Here is a 12,211-nt window from a genome sequence, read left to right on the forward strand (position 1 = left end):
CAATCCAGATGTGTCCGGCAGAGAGATCCGAGGCGCAGTCGCAGATAACGCCGAGCCTGCGGTAGCGGTTGAGACCCACCTGATGCCGTTCGGCGGGAAGCGCCCGTTTCGCGTGCGGCCGGGCGGGACCGAGACACGGATGTCATGCCCGAGCGCTGCCGCAGCGAAGGGCCTGGGCGAAGGTACAACCGCAACGCAAAAAGACCTCGATGTCGTCCAGAGCGTTCCAGACGTCCCATGGCTGATGCGAGGAACACTGCGGCCGGAAGGCGGAGGCGGGTCGGCACTGCTGCCTAGGTTATCCGGATGAGGCTCTGTTTTCTCGCCTTGGCGCACTGGGCGGATGCGCACCACGTGCCATGTGCCGCGCGCGGCGTCGATGGTGCGGCTTCGGCCTGGGTAGGGCTCAGGTCATGAACTGGATTGTCGGGCGGACGCGACCACGCTCCAGGCGGAGCTTCCACCACGCCACGGTCCGCTCCAGTCCCTCCTCCAGGGAGACGCGTGGTTCCCAAGCCGTGGCCAGGCGCAACCGCGACGCATCGGCCAACAGGGCCCGGACCTCGGAATTTGCTGGCCGCATGCGCTGCGGATCTTGTACCAGCGGTTTCTCGCTACCGACCGTCCGTAGGATTGCGCGGATCAACTCGGCTACAGAAATCGTCTGCCCGTTGCCGGCGTTGTAGGCCGTCCCGTAATGGACCTCGAACTCACGTCCCAAAGCCAGGAAAGCTGCTACCGTGTCGGCGACGAAAGTAAGATCCCGCCGTGGCGTTGTGTCGCCGACGAGGATTGCGTCGCATCGCGGGTCCAGCGCCTGCCGGATGATGCTGGGGATGATCGCACGTTCGCTTTGCCGCGGACCGAATGTGTTGAAAGGCCGCAAGGTGACGATCGGCAGGTCGAAGGATCGCGCGAAGGCTTCCGCCATCATGTCCGCTCCGATCTTGGAAGCCGAATACGGCGACTGGCCCTGCAAGGGGTGGGACTCCTCGATGGGAATAGTGATGGCCGTTCCGTAAACTTCGCTCGTGGAGGTATGGACGACGCGTTGGGTCTCCAGTTCACGCGCAGCCTCCAGCACGTTGAGCGTGCCGAGGACATTGGTCTCCACATAGGATTGCGGCGTGGCGTAGGAGTGCGGGATGGCAATGAGGGCGGCCAAGTGGAAAACGATCGCCTGCCCCTTCATGATGCGGCGGACGAAGGCCGGGTCACGGATGTCGCCGCGCAGGATCGTCATGCTGGCGCGGATTTCGGCCGGCAGTTCATCCAGCCAGCCCGCATTGTCCAGCGAGTAGTAGGCGCTGAGCGCCGTCACCCGGGCACCTTTCTCTACCAGTGCTTCCGCGAGGTGCGACCCGATGAAGCCATCGGCCCCTGTCACCAGGACGTTGATGTTCTCGTAGCTCATGGTGTCGATTCCCCTGTTCCGCAAACCAATTCCCCCTTGGCAATGCGGTCGAGGAGGCTGCCGAGTATACGGCGCTGCCCCTCGAGCACGGATCGGTCCTTGGTCCAATTCCGCCAGGATACGGCGACCGGGGCGACCGCCGCCGCCGCCTGGCCGGTGCAGCCGGCCTGCCTCAGGAGGTGGATGTAGTCGTAGTCGTCCACACCGTCGCGCAGCCACTTCAGTCGCATCGACGGCACCACACCAATTTCGCCCACCCGCCGATCGGGATACAGCAGCATGCCTTCGCCCGGGAAATCATAGCCATCCCGGTTGCGGTAGGTCTGCACATCCTCCCAGGCATCGCTAGTCCAGCGATCCACGCTCCAGTAGAGCAGGCCGGTCAGGTGCATCGCCGCACTCATGAAGCCAGGCATGATCCGGTAATTGATCGGGGCGAAGTCAATCTGCCACTTCGGTGAGTAGTCGTCCTGGACCAAGGCGTTGTAAGACCAGACACGGTCGCCGCGCCGCATGACCTCGGCAACGCGGGCTTGCGCCGCGTCGTACATCGCCGGCAGCAGGACCCAGATGTCCACAGCAGAACGTCCCTGGCCGCTGCCGTCGTCGTACAGTTCCGGCACCGGCGTCATAGTGACGAGGTTCAGCACGCCGGCCGCGTGAAGCGTGCGTGCCCAGGCCTTCAACGGCTCCCGGGCGGCAGGGCAGCGGTCGATTTCGTCGGCCGTGAAGTTGTAGAATTGCAGGCCGGGCGCCCGCGAGGCCACCGCCTCCGCGACCGTTGCTGCGGATGGTGGTGGCGCCATGGTGCAGTCTTCGATTGTCGCGCCGCTCCAGAGGCCGATGCTGGCCGACTTCAACCCCCATCTTTCCCTGAGCATGGGCTGTTGATGCGGGTCCGCATCCAGCGAAACCAACGGGTGCGGCATCAGCCGGTGCTTCAGCAACTCCGTGGCCGCCTGCGGGTTGTTCCGCCGCAGGGCGATGAACAGGCTATCGAGCGCGGGCGACGCCGGGAGGGCGAATGCCCACACGACAAGCGTCACCTCGCCGACGACCCGTCCCTGATCGCTTACCACGACGATTTCCGCCCGGTAGCGACCAGGCTGCGCGGTCTGCGGCACCTGGATATCAGCCCAGACCGGCTGTGTGAGCGAGGCTGGCACAGCGAAGCTCGCATCGCCGGAAGGGCTGGCCAGAGGCGTGAGTGGGTCGGGATAGCGGCCGAGCCCGAGCGGGCGATTGCTGCCCCGCCAGTCGGGACTGCCTCGGCGGACGGTGACGTAGTCTACCCGGAAGAACTCGACCTGGCGCGCAGCGATCCGTGCACCCTCTTCACTCACCAGGTCGCCGATACGCACCGTCACGTTCGTCAGGCCGCTTTGGGGCGCACGAATGGCGAGTTGGAAAGACTCGGTCTCGCCCCGTGCCGAGAAAAGCTCCATCGATGCTTTCGTCACGGCCAAGCCGTCGCGGGCAATACGGTCCATGCTGGGCGCGAACCACATGGCGACCTGGGCAGAGGCGACCTCGCCGGGCGAGCCGAAGGCGAGGCCAAGCAGCACGACGCCGGCGATCCGGGAAGCCCGCTCGGCAGGCGGTCGCCTAAGCCGGCCCCGGACCTGCGCGGCCAGCCCACGCAGGAAGCCGATGCCATAGGCGAAGTGCAGCGTGGCCAGGGCGGCCGGCAGCGACAGTACGGGCAGGCCCGGCACCGTACGCAGCCCCTCGAGCGTCGCCACGAGGAGCACCAGGAGATAGAGGCCTGCCACGCCGACCGAGACGAGCGCTGCCGGCGGCCAGAACAGCGCCACCGGCAATGGCGCCAGGATGCCCATGACCAGCGCGAAGGGAATGAAGTGCCGCAGGCCGAAGGCGCGGTAGTTCTCGAAGGCTGCCCTGGCCACGCCGGCCCCGTTGCCCATGTACTGCCGCCAGAGCGCACCGAGCGACTGGCGCGGCTGGTAGTAGGCATGGGCCTCTGGGCAGAGAAAGAGCCCGTAGCCCTGCCGGCGGACACGCTCGTTGAAGTCGTTGTCCTCAGCGCGCCACAAATCCTCGCGGAGGGGGCCGGTCCGTTCCACCACGTGCCGCCAGTAGCCGCCGTTCCAGACCGACTCCACCCAGCCCGAGGCGCCTTCGTCGCGGAACTTCGCCCCACCGAGGCCGAAGCGGCTCCGGTGCGCCGCGACGATGCCGCGGCCTGTGTCCGTGCTTGCCTCCATCGGGCGCGCAATCGCACCCACCCCGCCCGCGCCTGTCGCCAGCAGCGCCGCGACGTAGCAGCGGGCCACATCCGGTGCGTACCGGGCATGCGCGTCAAAGCGGATCAGGATGTCGCTCCGCAAGCCTGCGAAGGCCAGATTCAGTGCCGCAGCCGTGTTGCATCGCTCGTTGTGCAGCAGCCTGATCCGGTCGTCGCCGCGGGCGATCTCGGCGAGGATGGGGATTGTGCCATCCGTCGAGCCGCCATCGACGAACCAGATTTCGCGGAGGCCCGGGTAATCCTGCGCCAGGATGTCCGCAGCGACCTGGGCGATATGGGCCGCCTCGTCCAGGACCGGAACCGCGATGCCGACCGTGGGCTGCTCCGGCACCTCAGTTGCCGGATAATCGGCAAGTGCGGATCGGTGTTCAGGCGCAGGCTGCAAGGACTTCATGACGGATTGCTCCCATCACCTTCGACCGGTTGGCTTCCAGCGTATTGGCACTCATCAGCGCCCGGCCCCGCTCCCGCAGGCCTTGCCGCAGGACCTGATCGTTGATGGCCCGCTCGAGGGCGGCCGCCAGGGCAGCGGGATCCCGCGGTGGCACCAGCAGGGCTGTCTGGCCATCCGCCAGGAAGGCCGGGATCCCGCCAACGGTCGTCGCCACGGTGGGTATCCCGATCGAGAGGGACTCGTTGATCACCTGAGGGAAGCCTTCGGTGAGCGACGAGAGCACCATCACGCCGGCCTCTTGATACAGGTGCAGCAGCTCCGGGCCATAAGGCACGTAGCCGTGGAAGGTGACAGCGTCCTCAATGCCCATGGCCCGTGCCCTGCCCTTCAGTTCTGCCTCCAGCGCCCCGATCCCGACCAGGTCGAGGTGGAATGCGACGCCCCGTTCCCGCAGCTGGACCAGTGCGTCGAACAGGAAGACATGGCCCTTCTCGGGCGCGAGCCGGCACACGCAGAGCAGCCGTGCCGGGTCGGCACCGGCCGGCATCGCGGAGAAGGCGCGGAACTGCCCGTCATCCACTAGGCAGGGGAAGTGGTTGTGCACGTGGCCCGTGAAGCGGGCATATTCCTCCGCCATTTCCGTTCCCACCGTGAACACCGTCCGACCGCGGGCCAACCGCTTGAAGTCCCATTCCAAGAGCGTCGCGGCAGCCAGTGCGGCCAGTCGTTTCAGGCCACGATGCGCATCCATCTGCTGGATTAGGTTCTGGCGTACGATCAGCGCCACCGGAATGCCGAAGCGGCTGCACTGTCGCGCGATTAGTTGCCCGAGGGGATGCGGCCCGCAGACCAGCAACGCATCCCATTGCCCGGTCGCCTCCCGTCGTACCGTGGCGATAGTGCGGCGGTAGATCCCCGGGCCATGCCTCCAGAGTTCATAGAGGTTCGGATAGTAAGGCAGCGGACAGAGGCGGATCGCCGGGTTTCCCAGCAGATAAGGCGCGCGGCCCGGCTCCGGCGCGAGCCGGCCGATGAGCACGATCTCGTCGACCTCGTCGAGAAAGCTGGCGAGGAAAAGGACGTAGGACTCATCGGTGGACATCACGTCGCCGTCGCGCCAGAAAACCTGGTCGACGAATATCGCTAGCCGCACTGGCATCTCCCATGCTGGGTTTGGCCTGCGCCTCGCAGAGCGCCCAAAGTCCACGAATGATCCGATCCGGCTGATGATTGGTGGCGATCCGGGCGCGGCCGCGTGCCCCCATGGCCTGGCGCAGCCCTGAATCGGCCGCGAGCATGGCAACATGCTGCGCAAGGTCGGACGCCTCGGCCTCCGCCACGAGGCCGCTCGATCCGGACTCGATCACGCCGCCCAAACCGTTGACCGGCGTGGCCACGCAGGGAACGCCGGCGGCCATTGCCTCCAGCACGACATTTGGCATGCCTTCGTAGTCGGACGACAGGAGGAAGATATCGGCGGCCGCCATCAACTCGCGGGCGTCCGGAACCGCGCCCAAAAACTCGATCCGACCTACCAGCCCAAGCTGCGCTACATGCGCCTGCAGGGCAGGCAGGCAGCCGTGGTCCTCGCCGGCGATGACCGCATACACCGCTTGCCCATGCCGTTGGATGACCTGGGCGATAACGTCGATGAAACGCGAGAAACATTTCTGCGGCACAAGCCGCCCGGCCCCCAGCACCAGGACCGTATCTAGACTCAGCCCAAGCCGCTTGCGCCAGTGGTCGCGCCAGGCGGCCACTAGCTCGGATGGGGGGACCTCGACTGCATTCGGGACGAAGACCACCCGCAGGCGGGGGCTGCATTGCCGTGCCACCTGCGCCTGCGTCTCCGCCGAGTTGCAGACCACGGCCGTAAGGCCGGCGAGACTCACCCAGATCCAGAGGCAACGCAGCCGGTGGGGTAGGTCGGCGAATTGGGCGTTCCGGAAAGAACCGATGCAATGACTGCCGGTCCCGGCCAGTGCCAGGGCATAGCCATTCGTATAGGAGGACCAGGAGAAGAAGCAGCGAATCCCTGCAGCCGCCACGGCAGTCCGGAACTGGCGCATCTTGGCCAGCGGGTTGCCCTGCAGAAGCACCACCGGAATGCCGAGGGCGCGGATCGGCGCCTCCCAGAAGCCCAGGGCCCCGGATGCGAATACCAGCGGCTCCCACCGGCGCCGGTCGCAACCGGCGAGAAAGCTGTACAACTGCCGCTCGCTGCCGCCCTGGCCAAGGCCCCCGATCATGACCGCAACCGGCTCGGGCCATGGCGGCGGCATCAGGAGGCGGCCTCCGCTTTCGCATGGAGATCAGCACGGGCCGGCCAGGCAGGCCCTCCCGCCATGCTTCGCGCCCCGGGCGGCACCGGCATCCCGGCACCTCCTCCGTAATGCCCTGCCCAAGCGTCAAGCATCAGGAGCCGCCAGAGCAGCAGCCCGAAGCCCCGCCCCCCTCCGGCGCGATGGCGTGCCAGCACTTTAGCCACGCCGACGCTGTCCCAAAGGCCATCCCTGCGTGCGTTGGCCGAGATCAGACGCTCCTGAACCAGCGCGACGCCATCCGGCGCACGGAACCAGTCGTCGAGCGGCACGCCGAAGCCGCGCTTCCGCCCCTGCGCCACTGCCGGCGGCAGCAATTGCGCCGCGAGGGCACGCAGCGGCAGCTTGCCACTCTGCGTATCGAGCAACGTACCGCGCGGCAGCCGAGCCGCCCACTCGATCAGCCTGTAGTCAAGGAACGGCGCGCGGACTTCGATGGAATGGGCCATCGACGCACGGTCCACTTTGGTGAGCACATCGCTCGGCAGATACATCGCATAATCCAAAGCCTGCTGTCGGGCGGTGAGCGAGGCCGTGCCGTGGCTGCGCGCCCAGCCCTGCCACAGTGTCCGGCCCGCGACATCGGCTGCTTGGCGCAGGTCGGGAGGCAGCACAGCGGCGATGGCGGGGTCCAGCGGCAGCGCATCGAAGGCTGCCGCCGCGCCATCGTCAGGCAGGCCGAGCTTAAGGAGGCGAAAACGGGCGACCGACAGTGCCGGAGCCAGGTGGGACAGCGCGCGAAGCATTCCGGACGATGCGCCGGCCGCGCCTATCAGCTGCCGCAGCCGCAGGCTTTCGGTGTAGCGCCGGTAGCCGCCGAAAGCTTCGTCGCCGCCGTCGCCGCCAATGAAGACGGTGGCGTGCTGCGCAGCCATCCTGCACAGGGCGAAAGTGGGAAGAGCTGACGGGTCACCAAAGGGCTCATCATAAAACCAGGCCAGTTCATCCACATCGGCCAGGGTACCGGCATCCTGGTGGATGACATGGTGCGCCAGTCCGGCGTGACGTGCCGTCGCGTGAGCCAATTCGGTCTCGTCGGCATCCGCCTCAGCGAAGCCGACGGTCAGTGCCACGGGATGCGCACCCGTCACATCTCGGGCCAGGGCGGCGATCAGGCCGCTGTCGATGCCTCCCGACAGGAAGATGCCCACCGGCACGTCGCTGCGCAGGCGAATGCGCACCGCGTCGAACAGCAGCGCCTGCATCTCCTGCAGCTCATTGGCGCGCAGCGCACGGCGGCTGGGGTCCCCGTTCAGCGACAGCTGCCAGTAGCGCTGCGGCACGGCTTCGGCGGGTGCGTCGAGCGAACCGCTCAGCATATGGCCCGGCAGAAGCTTGGTGTGCCCGCCATAGATGCAGGTCTCCTCTGGCAAGTAGCCCAGGGCCAGGTATTCGGGCAGGGCCGATCGGTCGACCTGCCGCTGCGCATCAGGCCAGGCCAGCAGGGCCTTCAGCTCCGAGGCAAAGCGGAGATCGCCCGCCTTGAGCGTGTAGTAGAGCGGCTTCACCCCGGCCCGGTCGCGCGCCAGCAGGAACCGCCGGTCGATGGTGTCGACTAGGGCGAGGGCGAACATGCCATTGAGCAGGTTGAGGCCCGAGGGGCCATGGCGTGCCAGCACGCGCAGCAGCACTTCGGTGTCGGACCCGCTCCGGAACCGCTCGCCGAGCCGTTCCAGCTCGTGCCGCAATTCGACGTAGTTGTAGATCTCGCCGTTGAAGGCGAGCCACCAGCGACCGTCAGGGCTGCGCATGGGCTGGTGCCCGAGTGGGCTCAGGTCCAGGATGCTGAGGCGCCGGAAGCCGAGGCCCCAGCCGGCACCCTGCTCATGCCCGCTGTCGTCTGGTCCGCGATGGTGGAGCAGGTCCCCCATTCGCTCGATAGTCCCGTCTACGGGAGGGGTGGTTCCGAACCAACCAAAGATGCCGCACATGAGGACCTCTCAGTGCAAGCTACAGAGACAGGCCGATCCGTCATCGTTCATATGGATGACGCCAAGCCGGTTTCCGCTGCCGGCAGGTGGCGCGGCTCGGCAGACCGGGGTGCGGCCGGCTTGTAAAGAATGTCTTGGCTACGGTGCGGTTCGGCGCATGATGCGCAGGCTGGTCACCCGGGCGGTGTGGCGGATCGGCGGTGCCGATGGGGTGCGGCTGCGGGAATGCCGTTCGGAGCCGTTTTCGACAGCAAACCGTGCCGCCGCCCCCAGCAGATCGCAGCCATCGGCTGCGCGTCGTACCTTCCAGATCGACGCGGCTGCGCCGGTCAAGCTATTGCTACAGGAAGTAATCCTGCGAAGCCGCCAGATAAGTGACGGCCGGCCTCGTCATCGCCGCGGTTTCGAAGGCGCCGAGGTCCGGTGCCATGCCGGCGTATTTGATGCCGACGGAGATGCCCTTGTCGATGAGGTCCGACCCGGCAGCGAGATGCAGGAAGCTGCCGGCATTCACCGTGCCATCCGCTGCGCGTGGCCCGGCAACGGTTGCGGTCGCGGTAGACTGGAAGTCGGCCACATTTGCCGTGACGTCGCCGTTCCACGAATTATGGTTGCCGGTGCCCCACAACTTACCCCCAACGGCGAGGTTGTTCTGCAGCACGTGCTTATTCGTATAGAACTCGAAGGAGTAGCCGTTCGCGTATGATGTGTTGTTGTAGAGCTTCAGCGGGACCTGGGCGCCGTTCTCGCTGAAGCCGGCATAGGGATTGTCGAAGGCCACGTTGTCGATCAGCGTGTGGCCGCCCGAGGTTCCGGCCGTGCCGGAGCGGGTGCCGCCGAGCTTGAATCCATTGCCGTCACCCGACCAGTTTCCGGCAAGATCGTAGCCATTGTGCCAAGCATAATTACCCTCAGGGTGACCGCACCGGACGTGGTGTTGTTCTGCACGTTGAACAGGTCGAAGCCGTCGTCGGCGTTGTTCCAGGCGCGGCAGCCGCGTACTACGTTGCCCACTCCGGTGGTGGCGATCTGGAAGCCGTCGGCGTTGTCGCCCGCGAGATCGCGGTTGTCGTGCGAATCAACATTCAGGATCAAGTTGTTCGCCGACGAGCCGTACACGACGAAGCCCTTGCCGTCGTACTGCGACGTTCGACCGTTGTGGTGGATATTGAGCAGCTCGAGTTGATTTCCGTTCGAGGCCCCGGTGACGCAGACTCCACCTTCACCGCCATTCTTGATCTCAAGGCCTTTGATGTGGTTGTAGGACGCCGAGTTGAGCGTGAGGGCGAAGCCCCCCGTCGTCTTGCCCGCGTCGATGACGACCTTTTCGCCGTTGTAGTTTTCGACAGTGATTGGCTTGTCGGCCGTGCCGTCGCTCGTGAACTTGAGAGGCTGAGCCAAGAAATAGGTGCCGCCGCGCACTTCGATAGTATCGCCCGGCTTGGCGAGATCATGGGCTCTCTGCAAAGAGCTGAACGGGTTGCTCAAGGTCCCTGTGCCGCCGCTGATTGTAGATGCGGAAACATAATAGATCATCGCTCACCCTTATTATTTGAAATAAAGCAACTTTTTGGAGACGTCTTTCGCTCGCCCTGTGGGACGCCCGGGCGAGCGCGACAAAACCTTTGGCTATTTCTGCTCAGTCTGTAGAACAATTATTGGTTGATATTTTTACCGTGAAGATATGAATTAAAAATGATTAACTGCAACAAGAGCCGGGCGTCGCAGCGGCCGAATTCAGCCCAAGGCTGGCTTGGGACAGGCCCGACGAAGCTTGGGCTTACGCCAAGCTCGGAAACTTGTGCATGGATGGTAACCGAAGCACTTTGTGGCCAGGTGCCATCATTAAGCTCGGCGGTTCAGCAGTGCGGTGGATGGGCCACTTTGGAATTTCGCTTGGCTTACGCAGCTTGGCAGGAGAGAGTTTGAGTAATCGCCAAGGATCGCAAGCGATGGCGGCGAGTTGGACTTGCACGTTAGCCCTCGTCATTCCTCGCAACCGCATGCGATGCAGCTCGTAGCTTCGCCGGGATGCCTACGTGCCTGTCAGCAAGACGCGAGCGAACCACCGTAGGCGACAACCGCAGGGCAAAGATTGGGCCGCAGGAGACGCTGCCGGCATAGCTTGGCTCGCGCCTGCGGCCTTGATCGCTGCCCTGACGCCTGCGCCCTTATGGCTGCCGAGGTTGTCCATCACAACGATGTCGCGAAGGCGGAGCTCGGGCACCAGCACCCGCTCTACATAGCCCTGGAAGAGGGAGCCGTTGCTCGGCCCATCTAGCACCATCGGAGTGACCATGCCAATGTTGCGCAGGCCGGCGACGAAGGTGGTGGTCAGCCAAATGGCCGTGCGGGATGGCGGTCCGCAGCCGCTCGCCCCGAGGCGCCCGGCCGTGAGCTCGGGCCATGTTGGTCGAGGCCCAGGTTGGTTTTGGCCCGCTTTCGTGGACAGCTGATGGTTGGCTGATTTAGGGGCAACGGCGACGGCTTGCTGCTCCTCTTTTTCGTAGGTCATGGGCAAGCGGTAGCTCAGGGCTGTGGAGCCTGGCTGGATTGTATCAGGCCTCGATGAAGCTGAAGGTCGCCATGCGTGCCTCGGCGTGGGAGGCGAACCGGCGGCGCGCGAGCAACTCGCATTCAAGGATCGCGAAGAAGCTCTCACACAAGGGATTGTCTTAGGCATCGCCGACCGAGCCCATGGATAGCCCGACGCCGGCCTCTCGGCAACGCTTGCCGAACGCCAAGGACGTATATTGCGACCCTTGATCCGAGTGGTGAATGACCTCGTGCGGCCGGCGCTGCCCAACGGCCATGTCGAGCGCATCGAGCACGAGCTCGGTGCGGAGATGGTTGGCGGTAGCCCAGCCAATGACCTTGCAGTTCTAGACCTCGAGCACCACGGCGAGGTAGAGGAAGCCGGCTGCCGTGGGGATGAACGTAATATCTGCGACCCACAACTGGTTCGGGCCACTGGCGGTGAAGTTGCGGTTCACCAGGTCCGGGGTCGGTCTGCTACTGCCGTCGCGGCGCGTCGTCACCGGCCCGCCGCGGCGATGGCTGGCACCGACCAGCCCGGCGCTGCGCATCAGGCGCGCGATGCGCTTGCGGCCGTGCCGTTCGCCTCTGGTACGGAGTTCGGCGTGCACCCATAGTGCACCATAGGTCTGGCGCGAGGTGAGGTGCACCGTCTGGATCTGCCGCAGCAATGCCGTATCCGCCTCGGCGCGGGCTGACGGGGGCCGGTCGAGCGAGGCGTAGTAGCCGGCGCCCTAGCAGGTTGCTGAAAAGCCTGCGAGCTGTGCCGGATCGTGGCCCTTTCCGACGCTGACGGAGCGCCGCGCATGGCGGCGGCGAACTCGGGCAGGGGCGCTTTCCGGGCGCCCGGGATCGTGCGGGGGTCGACGGGCGTCACGCCGCCGCGCCAAGCAGCTTTGGCAGGCGGACCAAGTTGTAGGCGGCCATGGCCAGGGTGAACTGCCAGTCGATCTTGGACAGGCCGCGGTGCCGGGCTTTGCGCAGCCCGGCCACTGTCTTGGCCCAGCCGAAGGCCTCCTCGATCCGCTTTCGGACGCGCTGGCTCACGGCGTAGCCCGCGTGCCGCGTCGTTCGCCCGTCGATGGCGGACTGGCGCCCGCTGGGTTCTGCGCCAGGTGCGGCGTGACGTTAATCTCGCGTAGCTCGGCGACGAAGTCGCGCACGTCGAAGGCCTTGTCGGCGCCGAGGGTGACCTTGCCGGGCCTGTCGGCATGCGGCGCGATCAGGTGCAGCGCAGCTAGGCGCTCGGCATGGCCCGAGGCGCGGGTGGCGACGGCGCCGACGATCAGGCCGTGCCGGTTCTCCATCAGCGCATGCCCCATGAAGCAGAGCTTGGCCTCCTTGCCCGGG

The 12,211-nt window shown here is 65.8% G+C and carries 7 protein-coding genes and 3 pseudogenes; all 10 read right to left on the minus strand.

Going from position 1 to position 12,211, the window contains the following annotated elements:
• Positions 1 to 406: 406 nt before the first annotated feature.
• Complete coding sequence (locus JMJ56_RS24565; RefSeq protein WP_202834400.1) at positions 407 to 1,414, minus strand: SDR family NAD(P)-dependent oxidoreductase; 1,008 nt, start codon at positions 1,412 to 1,414, stop codon at positions 407 to 409.
• Positions 1,411 to 4,011 (minus strand): glycosyltransferase, encoded by a 2,601-nt coding sequence (locus tag JMJ56_RS24570; RefSeq protein ID WP_202834401.1) that lies wholly within the window; start codon positions 4,009 to 4,011, stop codon positions 1,411 to 1,413. Before JMJ56_RS24570 ends, JMJ56_RS24565 begins: the two co-directional genes overlap by 4 nt.
• A 37-nt stretch (positions 4,012 to 4,048) precedes the next feature.
• Positions 4,049 to 5,281 (minus strand): glycosyltransferase, encoded by a 1,233-nt coding sequence (locus JMJ56_RS35380; RefSeq protein ID WP_202834402.1) that lies wholly within the window; start codon positions 5,279 to 5,281, stop codon positions 4,049 to 4,051.
• Positions 5,163 to 6,356 carry a glycosyltransferase gene (locus JMJ56_RS24580; protein WP_202834403.1) on the minus strand — a complete coding sequence of 398 codons (1,194 nt, stop codon included), beginning with the start codon at positions 6,354 to 6,356 and terminating at the stop codon, positions 5,163 to 5,165. Before JMJ56_RS24580 ends, JMJ56_RS35380 begins: the two co-directional genes overlap by 119 nt.
• On the minus strand, positions 6,356 to 8,326 hold the full coding sequence (gene asnB, locus JMJ56_RS24585) for an asparagine synthase (glutamine-hydrolyzing) (RefSeq protein ID WP_202834404.1): 1,971 nt from the start codon (positions 8,324 to 8,326) through the stop codon (positions 6,356 to 6,358). Before asnB ends, JMJ56_RS24580 begins: the two co-directional genes overlap by 1 nt.
• Positions 8,327 to 8,666: 340 nt before the next feature.
• Entirely contained in the window at positions 8,667 to 9,107 is a 441-nt protein-coding gene (locus JMJ56_RS24590) for a hypothetical protein (protein WP_202834405.1), read from the minus strand.
• Positions 9,108 to 9,115: 8 nt separating this feature from the next.
• Positions 9,116 to 9,862 (minus strand): right-handed parallel beta-helix repeat-containing protein, encoded by a 747-nt coding sequence (locus JMJ56_RS24595; protein ID WP_202834406.1) that lies wholly within the window; start codon positions 9,860 to 9,862, stop codon positions 9,116 to 9,118.
• Positions 9,863 to 10,430: 568 nt separating this feature from the next.
• Positions 10,431 to 10,752, minus strand: a pseudogene (locus tag JMJ56_RS34130) (transposase); the annotation flags it as partial.
• A gap of 59 nt (positions 10,753 to 10,811) precedes the next feature.
• Positions 10,812 to 11,592, minus strand: a pseudogene (locus tag JMJ56_RS34135) (IS3 family transposase); the annotation flags it as partial.
• A 142-nt stretch (positions 11,593 to 11,734) separates the two neighbouring features.
• Positions 11,735 to 12,211, minus strand: a pseudogene (locus JMJ56_RS24610) (transposase); the annotation flags it as partial.

Origin of the sequence: Belnapia arida (genome assembly GCF_016773205.1) — a bacterium.
GTDB lineage: Bacteria > Pseudomonadota > Alphaproteobacteria > Acetobacterales > Acetobacteraceae > Belnapia > Belnapia arida.